Consider the following 19556-nt stretch of genomic DNA (forward strand, 5'->3'; position numbering starts at 1 on the left):
GCTCTTGGCGGGCTGTGTGGTAGGAGCGGGCCATGACATCATTGATCGATTTCGATTGCCAAGGCTGCGGAGCCTGCTGCTCCTTTTCGCCGACCTGGCCCAGATTTTCCACCGAAACAGACGCTACCCTCGATTTGCTGCCGGCGCATTTCGTAGCCGCGAACCAGCAAGGGATGCGTTGCGACGGTGCGCGCTGCTCCGCACTGGTCGGTCGCGTCGGTTCAGAGACATGCTGTCAAGTATACGATCTTCGGCCTGACGTCTGCCGCGCCTGCGTTCCAGGGGATGACGCTTGCTTGACCGCGCGCGCGTTCTTCGGGCTTGGTTAGCCAGGTTGCCGCCCGGTCACATCGATGCGGAACTGCCAATCAACTGAGGCGGGGTACCGTCCGGCTCCTCTCTTCGCCTGTCGACTTTCTTGCAGCAATTGTCATCCGCCAGCCCAGTCGAGGTAAGCCCGGTGGAGCCATCCGATGTGGACTATCTGCCCAATAGCGCGACAAGCGATATCGGCATTTCGACCGCAAAAAAATCCATTGCCGCACCGATAATCATCACCCACACGACTATCAGGAAAATGAGCGCTGCAATCCTGATTTCTACAGGCTGCATTATTTGCGCCGTCCCAGCATATGCGTCCCCCCGAGACAAAACCCTGTTATCCCTCGTGCAATTCCCTATGGCGAAGGATGATTCGTAACGGTCGAGAGCGTGGCCGCGTGCGGCGCCGAACTCTTCGCTTTCTCGAAACTGATGTCGCTTTGACCGATCAAGTCGCTGGACACAGCTCTGTCGCTGCGTTCGAGATGATGGCCATCAAGGAAGGAGCGGTAGGCATCTGCGATGCCCTCCTTCAAACCTATCTTAGGAGACCAGCCGAGAGTGCGAAGCTTGTCGACGCTCAGGAGTTTACGTGGCGTGCCATCTGGCTTGGTGAGGTCGCGCGTGATCTTGCCTTCGAAGCCAACGATCTTCGAGACGAGGTATGCCAATTCGAGGATGGTAATGTCTTCGCCACAACCTACGTTCACATGACCTTCGGCGGAATAGGTCCTCATGAGATGGAGGCAGGCGTCGGCGCAATCGTCAACATGCAGAAATTCGCGCCGCGGCGTGCCAGTACCCCAGATGCATATCTCTTGTTGCCGGTTGACCTTGGCCTCATGTGTCTTGCGTATGAGCGCCGGCATGACATGGCTTGACCCGAGGTCAAAATTGTCACCTGGACCATAAAGATTGGTAGGCATGGCCGAGATGAAATCTCTACCGTGCTGTTTGCGATAGGCTTGGCATAGCTTTAATCCGGCAATTTTGGCGATCGCATACCATTCATTCGTGGGCTCAAGCGATCCAGCCAGAAGTGAGTCCTCAACGATCGGCTGATCGGCGAATTTCGGATAGATGCAGGACGAGCCCAGAAACATCAGTTTTTCGACTTGAGCTCTATGGGCTGCGTGGATGACGTTCGCCTGGAGAATCAAGTTGTCGTAAAGGAAGTCGGCCGGATAGGTCGCGTTCGCGAGAATACCGCCGACCCTCGCAGCAGCCAGGAAGACAGCGTCGGGACGATACTTACTCATCCATGCCTCTACCTGGTCCTGCCGTCTGAGATCGACCTCGGCGCGGGTGGCCGTCAAAATCTCGCAACCCTCGGAAGCGAGACGCCGCACGATCGCAGAACCCACCATGCCGCGGTGGCCCGCGACATAGACCCTTTTTCCGGCAAGGCTGTAGATCACCTCAGGCATAGGCAAAACCTTTGGTGACACCGACCGACGGAACATTTCGTGCCATGACTTTCAAATCCTCGCGAACCATCTCCGCAACCAGCTGATCAAGACTGGTCTCATGTTTCCAGCCAAGCTTGGTATGCGCCTTCGTCGGATCGCCGATCAGAAGATCAACTTCAGTCGGACGGAAGTAGGCCGGATCGATCTCCACCACACACTGACCGGATGTCTTATCGTATCCCTTTTCCTCAACCCCATTCCCACGCCAATCAATCGGCATGCCCACCTTGGCAAAGGCCCTGTCGACAAAGGAACGAACCGAGTGCGTTTCGCCGGTCGCAAGGACATAGTCCTCCGGTTCATCCTGTTGCAGCATGAGCCACATGCCGCGGACATATTCTTTTGCATGACCCCAGTCGCGCTTGGCATCCAGATTGCCGAGATAAAGCCGGTCCTGTAGGCCAAGATGGATCGCAGCCGCCGCCCGGGTGATCTTGCGCGTCACGAATGTTTCGCCGCGGATAGGGCTCTCATGATTGAACAAAATGCCGTTCGAGGCGTGCATGCCATATGCCTCGCGATAATTGACCACGATCCAATAGGCATAGAGCTTGGCAGCCGCGTAGGGTGAGCGGGGATAGAAAGGCGTCGTTTCACTCTGTGGGACTTCCTGAACTTTGCCGTAGAGCTCGGAGGTCGATGCCTGATAGAAGCGGGTCTTCCTGGTCAGCCCCAGGAGGCGAATTGCTTCAAGTAGCCGAAGCGTGCCGGTTCCATCGGCGTTAGCTGTATATTCCGGCGTCTCGAAAGAGACTTGAACGTGGCTCTGTGCGGCGAGATTATAGATCTCGTCCGGCTGCGTTTCCTGAACGACACGGATGAGGTTCGTTGAATCGGTCATGTCCCCGAAATGCAAGATAAAGCGAGGATTTTCGATATGGGGATCCTCGTATAGATGCTCGATGCGGCTGGTGTTGAAGGATGATGAACGTCGCTTTAGGCCGTGAACAATATAGCCCTTCTCTAGGAGCAATTCGGCCAAATACGCACCGTCCTGACCTGTTATGCCTGTAATCAGCGCGACTTTATTGCCATTTGTCACTGCGGTCTCCCCAATATTTCTCGGCGGAATCAGTCAGTACGAGCTCTGTTCGAATTCATGTTTGAAAGTCATGGTATTTCATCAGCGATCTCGAGAATAATTCTGAGTCACTGAAGTTGTAATTGGCGTGCTTTTTCGGATTGACATTATTTATAGTAACGCACAGTTCGGAATTCTGTGAACTTTTCAGCTGTTGCAAGCAGAATTCCAGGGCGCGACGGCTCGTTCTTCCCCATTTTGCGACCACCAGCGTTCGTTCTGCCACCGCTGCCAGATGCATCGTATCGAGCGAAGCGAGCACAGGCGCGCTGTCGAAGATAACGATTTGGCCTCTTGCGCGGGCCATCTCGATGATGTCAGCCGCATCACTCGAATGAGCGTGCCGATGGAGACTGGGATTGCCGGCCGGAATGAAGTCGATACCGCTTGGATGGTGATGGATGATGTCCTTTAATCCGGCCAGTCCACTCAGGAATTCATTCAACCCCTGCTTAAGCTCCGATTTGAAAAGCGAGTCCAGATTTCCGCGTCGAAGGTCGCCATCAACAAGCAGCACGGGACTTCCGTTTGCGGCGAGTTCGATTGCCAACGATCTGGCGACAAGCGACTTGCCTTCGCCGCTGTGAGCCGACGTTACAAGGATGCTGTTGGGCAACTTTCCGCCATTGGATTGTTTTAGGGAAATCAAGACGTTGCGAATTGCTTCGTCAAACATCCCGTCTTGCATGCGCCCGAAGAGTGTCGACGGATTTCCCCTGTCTTTCCTTTTCAAACGCGGAATGAATCCGGCGGGTATGATCCGCGACATTCCAGCCACCTGGTCGAAGCTACGGACCGTCTTGTCCAGCATCTCGACCACAAAGGCGGCGGTTACCGCAATCGAAATCGATGCCAGTAGGGCGCCGGCCAGATAGAAAAGCCGTCCCCGTCCCTGCGGCGCAAGGGGCACCGCGGCCGGTGACAAAACCTCCAATTCCGCCCCCGGCAGCATGGCTTGCCCAGCCAAGCCCCGGCGCTGCTCCTCAAGTTTTTCGAGTGCCGTTTGCTCTTTGTCAGCCATGCGCTGGAGTCGCACCAACTCGGTTTGCGCCAGGGCGGAGCGAGAACGTTTCTCGTGAGCGGCCGCCAATGCCGATCGGACGGCGTCGTCCTCCTGATCAAGTGTCGCAAGCTTGGCGCGTATTGATTGGAGATATCGATCGACCGCAAGGCTGAGATCGGTGCGGGATTTAAGGATCCTCGCGCGGAAATCGACCACTGCTTCGGCAGTGTTGCCATATGTTTCAAGAAGGCGTTCGAGATCTTGCTCCTGCACACGAAGCTCGCGTTGCATTGCGCCAATGCTGTCGGGAATGGCTATGTTCTGCAGGGCAAGCGAGGCGTCGTCGCCCGCTTCCAGTGCAGATATCGTTGCTCTCGCTTCAGCGCGACTTTGTTCGATTTTTGTTCGCCGCTCGCCCAACTCCATTATCGACTTGACCGGTTCAACCTGAGCGTCGTCATTGGAGACTAGGTCCATAGTTTCCTGATACTCGTCCGCGGCGTCGCGTGCTGCTTTGGCGCGATTTTGCTGTTCGGCGATTCGCTGCAGAATCCATTTTTCTGCTGCGTCCAGGCGGCCACGGAGACTGTCCTTGCGCTCTTCTAGGTAGATGCTGATGAGCCGGTTCGGGACCGAGGCTGCCAGTTCGGGGTCACTGGCATCGAAGCCGATCTGAATAACGTCACCCTGGCCATCGCGCCACACACGCAGTGCCTTGTAGTACTCCGGGATTATGGGCTCGATGCTGTTTCGTACCGACGAGGACGGTTTTTCTCTGTCGACTAAACCGCGCAATATTGCTCGGATCTCGTCGATAAGCGAGGTTTTCTGCAGCGCCGGATTGAATTCAGGCCACTCATCGAGCCGCAGGTCGCGAATTACCCGCTCTGCGATGCTTCTGGAAAGAAGCCGCTCGGTCTCCGATGTGACGTTCAGCGGATCGTTGCGGCCGGAATCTTCCGTACCGAGCGTGGTCGCCAGAGGGGTGTGGATAATCAGCCGGGATTCGGCATGAAAGGTCGGCTTCAATCCCGAAATCGCGGCTGCGGCAGCCGCCATAAGTAACGCGACGATCGCCACTATCATGACCGTCCTTCGCCGGATAAGGCGCAAGCCTGATGTCAGATCAAAGTCGTCCGATCTGGTCTCTACCTGAAACCGGGGATCGTAACGCATCGACGAGAGCGAGCTGTTGCGGTCTGGCGGGACAGTTGAAATTGTCATCGTTCATCAACCATTGTTTGAGGTTGCGCGGAGACGGCTTCGTAGAGTTCTTCCAGCGATCGCATGTAAGCCTTCATACTGAAATGGGCGAGATAATGAGCGCGGCCCTTGGCCGAGAGATGGTTGCGGATTCCCGGATCGGTGACCAGTTTCGCCAGCGCCGCAGCCAGCGCATCCTTGTCTCCGACAGGTACGAAGACGCCGGTTTCACCGTCGGAAATGACTTCGCCATGGGCTCCGACGCGCGTAGTGACGACCGCAAGCCCGTGGGCAAGCCCTTCGACGACAGCCATTGCCAGGCCCTCGGCATGCGAAGGCAAGACCAGGATATCTGCCCGCGCACACAAGGCTTGCGCCTCGTCGGCGCCAAGCCAGCCCGGCATTTTCACCAGATCTGAAAGTCCCATGGCGGCAGCCTGGCGTCGGTAGTCTTCTACAGGCCCGTCGCCTGCCAGCACGGCTCGCCACCGGAGCTCTTTCATGATCGGATGACTTAAGGCAAGCAGGAGCTCCTGAACGCCTTTGCGTTCGCTCAGCCGACCGAGAAATACGATCAACGGCATCTCGCCGACATGTACAGTGCGTGCCCCGGGGTCGGGAACACAATTGCGGATGACGGCTATGCGGCGCTCGTCCACGCCCAAAAGCGTCTTTAGCGTCATGCGGTCGCGCTGGCCCAGTGCCACGACCTGGTCGGCATGTTGAAACATCCGGCGTATGAGCATTTGCTGGCGTGGCGAGCGTGCAGCAAAGTCGCTCGCGTAGTCGTAGTCGTGCAGGTGCAAAATGTGAGAGCACCCGAGGAGACGGGCAGCCTCGGTCAGGATCAGTTTTCTTGTGGTACTGCCGCGACCAGCGACATGAATATGGTGAATGCGTGCCGGAGCCATTATCCGGTCCTTCGCCATCATCAAGACGGCGCCGAGCAAGCGCACAGGCGACGTCGCCACGGACCATCGAGGTCCTCTGGTGTCGGTGACCAGGTGTGTTTCGCCGGCCGCCTTAGCCGTGTTCGATATATAGCCGACCAGCCTGCCAATTCCGCCACCGTTTTCGCAGCCGCCCGGGACGTAGTGGCGGACGGTTGCTGCTGCGTTCCGTGTCGCTAGCCGATTCCCATCCGTGAGCGCATTCATTAGCATGTCCCGACTACCTCACGATAAACCGCCGCAGCCTGTGCTCCGACCCGTTCAGGCGAATTCGGACCTGTGGCCCATGCGAGCGCGCTGGTCCCGAAACTGCTTCTGAGCTCGTTATTTTCCGCCAATGTCCGGATGGCTCTCGCGAGCTGTTCCACGTCTCCCGGTGGAACCACCATTCCCAATCGGTTTGGCAAAACGGTGGCTCGCAATTCGCCGACGTCCGTCACGATAACCGGTTTGCCAAATGCTGCGGCAAGATTGAGGACGCCGCTTTGAGAGGCTTCCGTATAGGGAAGGACAACGATATCGGCATCCAGAAAGAGCTGGGCGACCTCCATATCCTCGATAAAGCGGTTGCGAATATCATAATGGCCGGCTTCCCCCATAAGTGGCTGGAAGATCCACGGATCATCGCCGCGGCCAGCCACCGTGATGCGTAGATTGGGTAGCAGGTCCTTGAGCATCGCCTCGGCACGGATCAGATGCTCCAATCCCTTGTAAGCAAAAATCCGCCCGAAAAGCAGGACGCGCAAAGTTCCATCTGCGCCGCGCCGCGCCATCTTGTACTGCCGAGCGAGGTCCGCGTAGCGATGAATGGCTGGATGCGACAGGACATGGACACAATCAGGCGATTTTGAATACCGCTCGAGGACCATTTGTTTCAGCCCTTCGCCATGGACGACGACATGACCCGATTGCCGCACCATCAATTGGGGAGCCCAGGCTGGCAGCGTGCGGGTGTCGGAATCGCCGGGATGCACGTCCACGTCATGAACGGTGGTCACGAGCGGGATCGGGCGCCAAAACGGCGCGGCAAAGTTCAACCAGAGCGTCGAGTTGCTCAGAAGGTGAATGACGCTCGGCCGCTCCTGCCGGATAAGACGTGTGAGTTGGTGCAGGAACCAGGGGTTGGAAAGCGAGCGGTGCCTTGGCCAGTCCATGAGATGCAGATCGACAGCCGGATCGATCCATGAAGCAAGGTGTGCGTAGCGGCGGCGCGGAACCGCTAGGACGACGTGCGCATGTCGCGCAACGCCGCTAGCGAAGGAGATGGTGTAGTCTTCCAATTCGGAAACCAGCAGCAGTGCCTTCATCGTGCTGACTCCGACAAGCCGACATCCTGACCAAGTCGAGGCAAGTCGTAGGCTGTGCGCAATGCATCACGCGTCCGCCTCAGCAAGTTTGGTTCTCCGGCGAAAAAGAGCCCTTCCACAGCAAGGCTGAACCGGGTGCGTGTATCGGCGCCCTGCAGCTTGGCTGAGGCGACCCGGTACGGATAGTGATCAGTCAGACGCAGCCTTCCCGCCAGATCGTGCGCGGAAAGAAACCGGTTCGTCGCTTCAACGGTAGCCTGCCAATGGGCCATCCGCTTCCGCAGCATGGCGGCGTCATCGACTGGCCGATACCAATTATTGTTGTGAATCCGATAGAACCCGAGTGAATCCGACAAGGCGACAACGCTCCCCAGAAATGGATAGATGCCTGTGAGCCAAGCATCTGCAGACATGCGGAACTGCTCGGGAATATCGCCCGCAGCATCCCACGCGCTACGTCTTACAGCGACGGCTGATGTCATCGGGAAGGGCCACCAACCAGCCGATCTGGCGAGCCGTGGCGGCAAATTTCCTGAACACAGGGTCCGAGGGATTGGCTTGAAGGCTGGTGAGCCATCGGTCTGCGTTGGCTGAAGTCGGTGATAAACAAGCGATGCCTGAGGATTGGAGTGGAAAGCAGCGGCTGTTGCCGACAGCTTGCCTGGTGCCCACCAGTCATCGGCATCAAGAAAACAGAGGATGTCGCCACTGCTTAACTTCACAGCAGCATTTATGGCGGCGGCCTGTCCCTGGTTCTCCTGGAAGAGCACCTTCACCCGCTTGTCATAGCCGTCGAGAACAAAGCGCGACTGGTCGCTCGAGCCGTCGTCGACGATGATTATCTCGACATTGGACGCCTGTTGGCTCAAGGCGCTGTCAATTGCCTGGGCGACGAAGCGACCGTAGTTGTAGTTGTTGATAAGGACGCTGATTGTAGGCCGCTCCATGATACCCCTCAAGCGTGTCGCTGCGCCAGAGTTGCGAACCCTCGCGCGTTTGGCAGCGCGAATTGATGGAAGGAGTTCTGCTCGATCAGGATTTCGCCTTGAGCCGGTAGGGTCACTGCCGACAACGCCGCAATGCGTGACGCTCCCCTTATATAACGTACCAAACCAGGACCATGACGCAGAACCATAGCAATCCCAACCCTTCTAAGCGTCACCTGCCAACAGCCGGCTGCGCCAGAATTATTGCCTCACTTCACCGGAAACTGCGGATCAGCGCGACGTGCTTCGCGGTATGCTTTCATCGTCAAGCTACCGGTGATTGGTCACGGGTGACATCTCCTCTTATGGGCAATGCCGTAGACCCCAAGCACCAACTTTTGGGGGAGGGGTAGACCGTAAGCTTAAACCGAACACCGTCCTTGGATGGTGGGTATGCGCGTTAGGCTTAGCCCAGCCTTCGTTTGCGTTGGTTGACTGGGGATGTGGCGGGATGATTGTTGGTTGGTAGGCAGCGCAGCTATGAAAGGGGACCCATGTCTTTCCAAATTGCCGCGATCAACAGCCTCTCATCCGTCTAAGCAAGTTGGGACTGGTAATGAGAGCGTATACGCTTGGAATAGCGAATGGGCCGGCCCTCAGTTGGCGAGCGATAGAGTGCTGGGGCGCCGGCGTGTGCCTCTTTCTTCAAACAGGCGCGCTTTTCCCGCTCCTGTTGGCGGATGCGGACGGAGCCCTTAGCGATCATGCCAGGTCTATATTGCGTCTGCTTTGCCTACCCGTATACGGGTTTACATTGTTGATGCTGGTACGACATCTTCCGCAATTTCTGACCGCGCTCAAGCGAAATTGGCTTGTCCCCCTGATGGTTGCCATGCCTTTTGTGTCTGTCTTCTGGTCGGTAGGCCCATCAACGACATTCAGGCGCGCCATCGGCCTGCTCTTTACGGTACTTCTGGCCTATGTGTTGGCGATACGCTTCACACCGAGGCAGTTGCTTCTACTTGCATTTGCGACCTTCGGAACATGTATCGTCCTCAGCCTGCTGATTTTCGTAGCGTCGCCGGGTCTCGCCCGCATGCCGCTGGACAGCGCGCTGCGGGGCGTCTTCATCCACAAGAACAGTCTCGGTTGGTATGCCGGCATGATGATACTGGTGGCGACCGCCGTTTTAATGGACGCTAACCGGGGCTTACGGCGAGCCGCTTTGCTTTTGTTGATTGCGGGTGGGATTTGTCTCGTGGCCTCCGGATCGATGACCGCGATAATTGCGACGGTATCGGCATATTGCTTGATCGGGTTCTACTCCGTGTTGCAGCGACTCCGTGGCATCAGTCGCATCGTCTTCATCTTGTTTTTTGTTCAAATGTTCGTGGGGATACTCCTTTTGCTTCACGAATTCCTGGTCCCGTTCCTTGAGGCGCTTGGCAAGGATGCGACTTTGACGGGCCGAGTACCCTTGTGGGAGTTGGTCGATGGTCAGATCGCCGATCATCTGCTGCTCGGCTTCGGCTACCAGGCGTTTTGGACAGAGGCGAATCCCGAAGCCTGGATTATCTGGTCAAAGATCCAATGGATGGCTCCCCACGCCCATAATGGATTCCGTGATACGATGCTGAGCTTCGGAATAAGCGGAATGACTTTGTTCGCTCTGATGCTTTTGCAGGCACTCCGCCAAGGGGCGGCCCTCCAATGCGGGGACCCGCGTTATGGCTGGCTCTGGTTGAATGTCTTCACGGTCGTGATTTTGGTGATGAACCTGACCGAGACCATCTTCCTGATCCAGAATGACGCGATATTCATTCTGTTTACAACAGGCATCATCATGTTCTCGCTGTACGAGCCTGTTGTTTCGACGGCCCCTGGCCGGCAACTGCGGGCACCGGTACGCAGCAGAACGCCGGAGCTGCAAATCTCATGACGCCGCGCTTCGCACCGATCTTGAGCATATTGCTTGCGACGCTCTTTCCACAGCCGAGCAACTCGGGATCGGTGAACCCGGACGCAGATGTGCCCGACAGGGTGCAGACCGCGGTCAGGGAAGCGACTTGTGCGGAAGCTTCGCCGGCGACCTTTTCGGACAAGCTGAAGGGGACTTCGCTAGGCAACATATTGACCGGAACATCCGCGGCCCGGGCAGTATTCTATGTCTCTCCCGAGGGCAAAGACACCTGGAGTGGGCATCTTGCCAAACCAAATCCTCAGCGTACCGACGGTCCGTTTGCCAGCATTGAAAAAGCTCGGGATGCTGCGCGCCAGAAGGGCGGCCAAAACACGATCGCAATGGGCAATGGAGACTACTATCTCACTCAACCGATAGTCTTCGATGCTCGCGATGCGGGCCTGGTCATCGCGGCGAGATGTAACGAAACGCCGGTTCTGCACGGTGGCCCGCTCGTTGGCGGTTGGACGGCGCAGGCCGATGGTCGCTGGACAGCACCGCTGAGGTTGCCTCCCGATGAGGCGGTGGGCGATCTATTCGTCGATGGGATCCTCCAAACTCGGGCCCGCTTTCCCAACGCCCCTCTTGACGGAGATCCGCGTAAGGGATGGTTGTTCGCAGCCAAGTGCGAGCGGGACAGCGATGTTTGGCAAGGTAATACGCGCTTTTGCTTCCGTGCCGGCGATCTTCCGGCGTTGGGAGATCCAACGGGGCTTGTCGTCCACATCGTTGGCGGCTTCCAGCCGGGAAGCCAATGGGGCAGTGACACGCTCCCGGTTGTTTCAGTCGACGCGGCAACCCGGACTGTTCATACCAAAGGCACCAGCTATTTTTTCACCGCAGAAGGCAGCCGCTATTTCTTGACAGGGGCAGCGGCCCTGCTCGATGCCCCTGGGGAATGGTGGTATGACGCCGTTGCGGGACAGCTCAACTATATCTCTACCGATAGACTGTCCCCGAGTTCCGCGGTTATCGCCGGCGTCCTGCCGACATTCTTCAAGCTGGACGGGGCCGATGGCATGGTTGTCTCGGGCCTCGAGTTTCGTGACGGAGCTCCGCAGGGCAGCGGCAAGTTCTATACCGACACCAGAGGGTTCGGCGCCATACGGCTCGAGCATGCGGACCGCGTCAGGCTGCTCGGCAACGTAGTGGAAAATGTCGGCGTCGGCATCCACGTGAGTGAAAGCGAGGATGTTTTGATTGCCGGTAACGTGATCGAAGATGTGGCTGGCAACGGGATTTACATTGGCACGACCTATGGCAGCTTCGGCAAATCGAACGGCGCCAGAATCCTGTCGAACCATATTCATGACATCGGAAGGGTCTACTTTGAAACGGCGGGGATATGGTTCCAGGCGGCCGACAGTATCAGGATCGCCCATAACCTGGTCGAAAATACTGCGCAGTTCGGTATCGCCGGCGGCTCACTGTGGGGAGAACAAGACGCAGTCCACGACGCAGTCATCGAACATAACGAGATCCGCAATGCCAATCAGCGGACGGCAGATGGCGGTGCCATCAAGCTAATGGGCGAGCAGGCAGACCTCCTGAACAGCAGCATCCGCTACAATCTGGTCACTGGGACAGGTCAACTTATGAACAGGGCCGATGGGACGTTTTGGCCATTCGGATATGAAAATATCAATGAATGGCCGACTCCTATCAGTTGGGCGATCTACACCGATGGCAAGGCCAGTGGTGTGCGCATAGAAGGAAATACGCTCTCGGACAATATATCGGCGATCGGCATCAACGGCGGCTGGAGCAACTTGGTGACGGGAAACGTCATCACGCACGGATCGGGCGCGGCTTTTCGCGTTGATGACGGTACGGGCAGGGGTTGGCGTCCGCCATGGGCACGTCCTAATCGTATCGAGAGCAATATCGTGTCGATCGACAGTAGCAACGGGCTTGCAGCCTATGTCTACGCCCCTGACCATGGGCCTGGATACGTGCAGTTCGCGCATAACCGCTACACCGGCAATTTGAACGACAAGAGCTTCCGAATACATCCGAGGATCATGCGTTCGGGAGAATTTGGCAGTTTAGAGGATCTTCAGAAGGCTGGGGCGGACACCGAAAGCGTAGTTGCGCCGCTCGAGTAACGAAAGGGCGCGGTGACTAGCGCTGTTCCGGCGGCGACAACGACCTCGACCTCTACGAGTATGCACGTCAAAATCCGAAACTAGGGCGTGGTGAAGATGAGCGGTTGGTGATGTCCGGGCTGGAGCAACTCAGATGCAACACTGACTTTTGGAGGTCGGTGATGGATGCGACGCACTTCGAGATAATCAAGGGGAGCGTATCAGGGGCTTTGTGCCGGGTGGGACCAAAGGCAAACGCGGTCCCCGGGCGATATAGACGATCCAGGGCAATGGCTTCTTCGTTGCGGAACGAGTGGCGTCAACGGAGAAGGTGGGAGGGATTTTCGTCCCGGCAAAAAGAGAAGACACGACTGCCCGTGAAGCTGTAGGCCCGCCGCCTGAAAGGCGACGGGCCGACCTGGTTAGACAAGCAGGAAGTCTTTGAAGTGAAGTGCTGCGGAATTGTCGAGATCCGCAATATGGACGGCCGTGCCCGCTGCGCTTCCATCCGCGTCATAGGATAGAATGCCGCTCTTCTGATCGTAGATCAGCTTGTCATCGGCCTCCAGCGCTTTCGTTCCCAGAACGAAATTCTCATCCGAAAATCCGGATAGGCTGAGCGCGGCGAAAATCGAATGATCGAGCATCAGCTTGTCGCCCGCCGCGGAGGAAAAATCCCGGATATGGTCGACGCTGATATTGTCGGGCTTCACATTGAAGACGAAGGTATCGCCTCCGCCGCCGCCGGTCAGAATGTCTGCGCCGGCTTTCCCGAACAGTTTGTCATTGCCGAGTCCGCCGTTCAGCTTGTCCGCGCCGGCCCCGCCATCGAGAACGTTGCTGCCGCCATTTCCGGTCAGCACGTCGTTGTAGCTGGAGCCAGTCAAGTTTTCGATGCTGACGAACTTGTCACCGGCGGCATGGCCGCCCGATGCGGCACCAGTCGCCAAGTTGACGTTAACACCGCCGGAGCCAGCATAGCCGGCCGTGTCGATGCCGGTACCGCCGTTGATGACGTCTCCGCCGGCGCCGCCGCTGAGCTTGTCCGCGCCAGCCCCGCCATTGAGAACGTTGCTGCCGCCATTGCCGCCGGTCAGCACGTCGTTGTAGCTGGAGCCAGTCAGGTTTTCGATGCTGGTGATCTTGTCGCCGGCGGCTTGCCCGCCCGATACGGCTTTGGTCGCCAGGTTGACGTTGACCGCGCCGGAGCCTGCATAGCTGGCCGTGTCGGTGCCATTACCACCGTCGAGCACATCCGCGCCGGCGCCGCCCTTCAACAGGTCACTACCGCCGAGACCCTTGTAGGTTTCGTTACCGCCATTGGACTGACCGGTGTGGGGCAGGATGTCGTTGCCGTCGGTGCCGGTGTATACCTTTGTCGGTGTGGTCGGTGTGGTCGGTGTGGTCGGCGTTGTCGGCGTAGTTGGCTGCGTCGGTGTGGTCGGCGTGGTCGGTTCCGTCGGCGTGGTCGGCGTTGATGGTGCCGAGCTGGAGCCCGATTCATAGGCACCCATATCGACAGTTCCAACGACGCGAGCGTGTCCGTCCAGATCGACCGAGGCGACGCCGTATTTGCTGGTTCCGCTGTCGATCGCCGACGAGCCCGAGCCGAGGTGGAAGTTGTCGCTCGCAGCGGCCGCGAATTTCGGATCGACGCCGAGCTTGTTGCCGTCCGCCGCACTCGGCATCGCGTTGCCACCGTCGGTCTTGACCGAGGCCTGGCCGGCCGTGCCGTTATAGGTGATGTTGTTGGCCCAGACGACGTTGCTGTTCTTGTAGCTGTCGGTCGAGGTGTTATCGATCGCGGTGTTGTTCTTGTTGATCGATGGGTCCGCGACGGCGATGTTGTTGACCCAGGTGTTGTTGCTCGACGCCGAGTTGCTGAGCTCGCCGCGCCAGGTGCCGGTGTTCTGCGGGTCCTGATTGTTGTGGTATGCGGTGTTGTTTTTCACCGTGACGGAGTCGCTCCAGGTAACCTGGACGCCTTTGCCGCCGTTCTGGTAGACGAGGTTGTTCTCGACCAGGGTCTTGAACGTGTAGTTCGGATGACCGCTCGTCTGGGTGCTCTGGAAGTCGTCGATGATGATGCCGTTGCCATCGGTGTGCGCGCCCGACTTCGTCACGTTGTCGTGCGAGATGTTGTTCCGCACGATCGTCCGGTAGCCGTCCGTCGAGGTGTCGCCGGTGATGTTCCGGTTCTGGTAGATCGAGATACCCGAGAACCAGCCCGACGACGCGTTATTGTAGGTCTCGTTGCCTTCGATGCGGATGAAGTCCGACTGGTTGAACTGGATGCCCGACTCGCCGCTGCCGTGGACCTTGTTATTGAGGATCTGGACGTGGTGGACATTGTTCGCTTCGATGCCGTCGCCGTTGGCGCCGCCGATGTCAAAGCCGTTAACGACAACGTAGTTGGCGTTGACACTAATCGCGTTCCACGAGCCCTCGGGCGGCCGGATCAGCGCCCCGCCGGGCACTTCCGAGCGCAACGTGATGTTGCCTGCCGCCGAGCCGTCCTTGTCGATGTTGATGCTCTCGTTGTAGGTCCCGGCCTTTACGACGACCTCGTCGCCAGGCCTAAGGTTTGCCGACATCGCCTCGCCGATCGTGCGGAAAGGAGAGGAGGCGCTGCCGTTGCCGCTGCTGCTGCCGGTCGTTGCTACGTAGTATGTTGTCATGATCTTATCCCTCAACCCCAGCGTTGCGTTTGCCGATTAATATTTTGTAGTTAATCAGCGGTTACGGCGGCGGGTTATAGGGCGACATTTTTGGGGACGCAACAGCAACTCGGCAGTAAGTGCTTGAGATGCATAGCCTTATTGCTGCCACATTATCCAAATCACTCCAAAGTTACATTTTGAAATATTTGCGGAATTTCGAGTCGCCCAAATTGGGGCAGTATAAAGGTCCCGCATGCCGCGAATTATTCTTTCTGCAACTACAGCGACGTGCGCCCATTGAAAAGATTAGGGAAACTTTGTGGCGTGGGTGGATTCTTCCTGCAAAAGGCAAAAATCGGCATTTTTTTCCAAATTTAACAATTTTTGCAGCGTTTTGCCGCTAAATGGCCGCTTGCAGGGTACCCGGTTTTGCTCGCTGCGTTGCAGCGAATCATATCGACGGCCAGTGACAACCGGGATGCGGCATCCGCAAAAGCGCTTCCAAAAAGGTTCTATCATCCGTGCAGGAACCCGTTTGCCTTTGGGTACCCCCCGGCACAAAGCTCCTGAACTGATCATCTCGATGTGCGTCGCAATCCATCACCGTCTTCAGAAGTTAGTGTTGAACCTGAGTTGCTCACGCGGGGCCAGCCGATCCATCGAATGACGATCGCGTCAAGGTGAAAGCCTTGAACGTCCAGGCGAAGCCGCGGCCAGATCCGCTCGAAGATCTCGCGGAAACTATATCCATTAGTGCTCAAGTCTTTCTGCAGCCGGTTGGTGCTGTCGGGTAGCTCTGGAGGCTCGCCGGTCGGGGCCGTCATCGCGCACATTGGGTTCAGCATGCTCCCCTCCCGGCTTTATTCGCGCTCAAACTCCCCATTTTATGCGCGAAGCGACTATCTTCTGCGGCTTTGAGGAGGTCAAACCGCTCTTTCGGGACAGCGCTCATCAAAAAGAGCAACGGGGCAAGCCGTGGGGGTACGTTGCCTTACTTCGAACATGTAACCTATCTCGGCATAAGACGTAGAAACATGAAGTCTCTTCTACGTCCAATAGTTGGAGCCGCAAGTATGGAGGCAATCGTCCTGGAAGCATATTCTGATGACAGTTTAGATCGCGAAAGCGTAGGTCATGAGAAAGCAATCAGCAGACAGCAGCCAAGATTCAGTTCTCAATCGAACGAGTTCTTTGGAATGGATTAATGTCCTTGGTGTTCGCATTTCGGCAGTTAATCTCAAAAGTGCGACTGGATTTATTCAAAAAGCGATCGAAGACGGCAGGAAGGAATATGTTTGCGTTCGCGACGCACACGGCGTCGTCCGATGTCAGGATGATCCCGAGCTCCGGTCGATACATAACCGGGCTTTCCTCGTAACTCCCGACGGCATGCCGTTGGTATGGGCATTGAAGCGTGCTGGTCATGCCGAAAGCGACAGGGTCTATGGACCGGATCTCATGTTATCCGTTTTCGATTCCGGCTGCTCCAAGGGCTTGCGCCACTTCCTCTATGGCGCAACGGCCGAAACGCTCGAACAACTGCAAGCGCGCCTTCTCGCAAAATTTCCGCAAGCACGGATCGTCGGCTCCTATGCGCCACCTTTTCGCAAATTGTCGACGCGGGAGGAAACGGAGATTGCTGACCGGCTCAATCGATCAGGCGCCGATATCATCTGGGTCGGGCTGAGCAGTCCCAAGCAGGAACTCTGGATGGCTCGCATGCGCGATCGCCTGGAAGCATCGATGCTCATCGGTGTCGGAGCCGCATTCGATTTCCACGCGGGCCTCAAGCGGCAGGCTCCGAGGATCATTCAAAGAAGCGGCTTCGAATGGGCGTTTCGTCTTTTATGCGAGCCACGACGGCTGTGGCGGCGCTATGCGCTCGTCGTGCCGACCTTCATCTCACTGACGGCATTCCAGAGACTGGGGCTTCGGAAGTTTCCGATCGAAGACGCGGTTTTTGGATCAAGCGCGCCAAAAGCAGCAGCTGTAAAGGTGTAGCCATCATGTCCTTATTTGCGTCGACAGCAATGACACCGCGTCCGTCGAAGGCAGCCACATCAAATGATATGACGGCGCGGGCGATTGCGGCAGGTTCCGTGCCGCCCATAGCAGCTAAGACCGCCGATCCCTTTGACCGGGCAGGGCCGAATATGCCCGTCGCACTACGGCGTCGGCTTGCTCGGCTTGCAACCTCGTCCTTCCTAGTCGCCGGCGACATTGCGGGCTATTTGATTGCCTATTTTGTTCTCCTGTCCTTTTTCCCCAGTGGTTTGGAGGGCACGCTAGCGGAGCGTACGTTCACGATCGCAGCACTCGCCGCGATCATTCTTTACGCATCGGCCGGCCTCTATCCCGGATATCGGTTGCATGACCACGAACATCTGCGGCGGCGCACCATAGCTGCCGTCAAGGTGGCTGTCCTGGCGGCGTTCGGAGCAATTATCCTGACGGAGGGGGAAGGACTGCTGCTTGCCGTCATTGGGTTCCTCGCTGTCGGGCTGATTGTTCAGTCATTTGTGCATTGGCTTGCACGGGGCCTGTGCTGGAAGCTTGGAGTCTGGGGGGAGCGCGCGGTTGTCATAGGGGCAGGCAACCTTACTCCCGCGCTCGTGGCCCATTTCAAGGACCACTGGCAGTATGGCATCAGGCCGGAGCCCTATTTCCCCGATAGTTTGGAGGCATTGCCCGATGGCGGGCCCTCCATTGCCGTGGTTGCGGGCGACACGGGCTCGCTTATACCCGATTTGGCGGCGATGCGTCGGAAGTTCGCTGAAGTCATATTGCTGTCCGATACGCCGAGCTTCAAGGTAAGCGGATTGCGACCTGCGGATGTCGGCGGAGAGATCGGTATTCGCCTCGCCACTGGTGGGAATTCAGTGAACTCGGATCTGGTTCGCCGGATCCTCGATCTCGCAATCGCCATCCCTGCAATCATCGTGGTGGCGCCATTCATCGCGTTTGCCGCGGCCGCAATCTATGCCATTGATCCAGGCCCCGTCTTCTTCCGGCACACCAGGGAGGGGCGCTCCGGCAAGCCGGTGCACGTTCTGAAATTGAGGACGATGTATCAGGATGCAGAACAGCGCCTTGAAGCAGTGTTCCGAGACAGCCCTAACATGCGCGCCGAGTGGTTGAGCCACTTCAAGCTCAAGGAGGATCCGCGCGTCCTTCCGGTTATAGGGCATATGCTGCGCTCTTCGAGCATCGATGAGCTCCCGCAATTGGTGAACATCATTGCGGGCGAGATGGCCATCGTCGGACCGCGTCCGTTTCCTGAATATCACCTCCTGGCTATGGACGGCGAATTTCGAGACAAGCGCCGTTCCGTCACGCCGGGGCTCACGGGCCTTTGGCAAATATCCGAACGAAGCAATGCGGATATCGAGCTGCAGCAGCAACTCGACGAGTTCTACATCGACAACCGGTCCCTGTGGTTCGACTGCCAAATTCTTCTCAGCACAATCCCTGCGCTCTTTAAGCGCAGGGGAGCCTACTGACGATCCTCGCTTCCGCGAGGCAACCATCAACAACGGAGCATACTCATGCACGGACAAAAGCGAGTTATGGTAACCGGCGGCACCGGATTTCTGGGATCATTCCTGTGTGAAAGGCTTTTGCGAGAGGGCAATGACGTTCTCTGCGTGGACAATTACTACACCGGTTCGCGCGACAATGTACTGCACCTTCTCGACGATCCCCGCTTTGAGATTCTTCGCCACGACATCACCTTCCCGCTTTATGTGGAGGTCGACGAGATCTACAACCTCGCCTGCCCGGCATCTCCGGTTCACTATCAATTCGATCCCGTGCAGACCGTGAAGACCAATGTGCACGGGGCCATCAATATGCTCGGTCTGGCCAAACGCACCAAGGCGAAGATCTTCCAGGCATCCACGAGCGAAGTTTATGGCGATCCGGCAGTCCACCCGCAGCCGGAGGAGTATCGGGGCAGTGTCAATCCCATAGGCCCGCGGGCATGCTATGATGAAGGCAAGCGGTGTGCCGAAACATTGTTCTTCGACTATCATCGTCAGTATGGCGTGGAAATCCGGGTGGCGCGGATCTTCAACACATATGGGCCACGCATGCAGACAAATGACGGCCGCGTCGTCTCCAATTTCATCGTTCAGGCGCTTCGAAACGAGCCGATCACCATCTTCGGCAACGGCACGCAAACGCGCTCGTTCTGCTATGTGGACGACCTGATCGACGGTTTTATCCGTTTGATGGGGGCGCCCGCTGGGGTTACAGGCCCCATTAATCTCGGCAACCCCGGAGAGTTCCAGGTCCGTGAATTGGCAGAAATGGTAGTCGAAATGACCGGATCGAAGTCCGGCATCGTCTTCAAGGATCTGCCAATTGACGATCCGACACAGCGCAAGCCGGATATCAGCCGCGCAACGCAACAACTGGGCTGGCAGCCGAAGGTGAACCTTCGTGAGGGGCTTGAGAGGACGATCGCTTATTTCGAGTGGAAGCTTTCCGGCGGCGTAAGGAACAGGCTTAGCGCCAAGTCCTCGCAAGAGGCTTATCCGCATCTGGCGTCTGCGAACGTCGAACTCGCTGCTCCTGAAGCCATTCGATAGGGA

At 57.4% G+C, this 19556-nt stretch carries 13 protein-coding genes and 1 pseudogene; 6 read left to right on the forward strand and 8 right to left on the reverse strand.

The window, feature by feature from the left end; all coding sequences use genetic code 11:
• Positions 1-32 precede the first annotated feature (32 nt).
• A pseudogene (locus tag G9X64_RS08270) lies at positions 33-376 on the forward strand (YkgJ family cysteine cluster protein).
• Between the two features lie 301 nt (positions 377-677).
• Here G9X64_RS08270 and fcl read toward each other — a convergent pair.
• From fcl to G9X64_RS08300, 6 genes are read right to left on the reverse strand one after another with little or no spacing between them, the layout of a single operon-like run.
• Complete coding sequence (gene fcl / locus G9X64_RS08275; protein ID WP_171376351.1) at positions 678-1748, reverse strand: GDP-L-fucose synthase; 1071 nt, start codon at positions 1746-1748, stop codon at positions 678-680.
• Positions 1741-2832 carry a GDP-mannose 4,6-dehydratase gene (gmd, locus tag G9X64_RS08280; RefSeq protein WP_171376352.1) on the reverse strand — a complete coding sequence of 364 codons (1092 nt, stop codon included), beginning with the start codon at positions 2830-2832 and terminating at the stop codon, positions 1741-1743. The genes fcl and gmd overlap by 8 nt, the downstream gene beginning before the upstream one ends.
• Before the next feature lie 55 nt (positions 2833-2887).
• The gene (locus G9X64_RS08285) at positions 2888-5098 is read right to left on the reverse strand and encodes a GumC family protein (RefSeq protein ID WP_168316197.1); all 2211 of its coding nucleotides are present in this window, start codon (positions 5096-5098) and stop codon (positions 2888-2890) included.
• Complete coding sequence (locus G9X64_RS08290; protein WP_168316196.1) at positions 5095-6240, reverse strand: glycosyltransferase family 4 protein; 1146 nt, start codon at positions 6238-6240, stop codon at positions 5095-5097. Before G9X64_RS08290 ends, G9X64_RS08285 begins: the two co-directional genes overlap by 4 nt.
• Positions 6234-7334, reverse strand: coding sequence for a glycosyltransferase family 4 protein (locus G9X64_RS08295; protein WP_168307689.1), 1101 nt, complete (start codon positions 7332-7334; stop codon positions 6234-6236). Before G9X64_RS08295 ends, G9X64_RS08290 begins: the two co-directional genes overlap by 7 nt.
• On the reverse strand, positions 7331-8281 hold the full coding sequence (locus G9X64_RS08300; RefSeq protein WP_171376353.1) for a glycosyltransferase family 2 protein: 951 nt from the start codon (positions 8279-8281) through the stop codon (positions 7331-7333). Before G9X64_RS08300 ends, G9X64_RS08295 begins: the two co-directional genes overlap by 4 nt.
• A gap of 595 nt (positions 8282-8876) precedes the next feature.
• Between G9X64_RS08300 and G9X64_RS08305 the strand changes: the two genes are divergently transcribed.
• Complete coding sequence (locus G9X64_RS08305; RefSeq protein ID WP_168316193.1) at positions 8877-10199, forward strand: O-antigen ligase family protein; 1323 nt, start codon at positions 8877-8879, stop codon at positions 10197-10199.
• Positions 10196-12325, forward strand: a complete 2130-nt coding sequence (locus G9X64_RS08310; protein WP_171376354.1) for a right-handed parallel beta-helix repeat-containing protein — start codon at positions 10196-10198, stop codon at positions 12323-12325. The genes G9X64_RS08305 and G9X64_RS08310 overlap by 4 nt, the downstream gene beginning before the upstream one ends.
• Before the next feature lie 401 nt (positions 12326-12726).
• Here G9X64_RS08310 and G9X64_RS08315 read toward each other — a convergent pair whose 3' ends face one another.
• Positions 12727-14982, reverse strand: coding sequence for a right-handed parallel beta-helix repeat-containing protein (locus tag G9X64_RS08315; protein ID WP_171376355.1), 2256 nt, complete (start codon positions 14980-14982; stop codon positions 12727-12729).
• A gap of 557 nt (positions 14983-15539) precedes the next feature.
• Positions 15540-15809: a hypothetical protein gene (locus G9X64_RS08320; RefSeq protein ID WP_168307694.1), complete on the reverse strand. Its 270-nt coding sequence runs from the start codon at positions 15807-15809 to the stop codon at positions 15540-15542.
• Between the two features lie 289 nt (positions 15810-16098).
• Here G9X64_RS08320 and G9X64_RS08325 point away from each other — a divergent pair, with 289 nt between their 5' ends.
• From G9X64_RS08325 to G9X64_RS08335, 3 genes are read left to right on the forward strand one after another with little or no spacing between them, the layout of a single operon-like run.
• Entirely contained in the window at positions 16099-16965 is an 867-nt protein-coding gene (locus tag G9X64_RS08325; protein WP_168307695.1) for a WecB/TagA/CpsF family glycosyltransferase, read from the forward strand.
• A gap of 5 nt (positions 16966-16970) precedes the next feature.
• The gene (locus G9X64_RS08330; RefSeq protein ID WP_171376356.1) at positions 16971-18464 is read left to right on the forward strand and encodes a sugar transferase; all 1494 of its coding nucleotides are present in this window, start codon (positions 16971-16973) and stop codon (positions 18462-18464) included.
• A gap of 45 nt (positions 18465-18509) precedes the next feature.
• Positions 18510-19553, forward strand: coding sequence for a UDP-glucuronic acid decarboxylase family protein (locus tag G9X64_RS08335; protein ID WP_168307697.1), 1044 nt, complete (start codon positions 18510-18512; stop codon positions 19551-19553).
• Positions 19554-19556 lie beyond the last annotated feature (3 nt).

It is taken from the genome of Rhizobium sophorae, from assembly GCF_013087515.1.
GTDB classification, from domain to species: Bacteria; Pseudomonadota; Alphaproteobacteria; order Rhizobiales; family Rhizobiaceae; genus Rhizobium; species Rhizobium sophorae.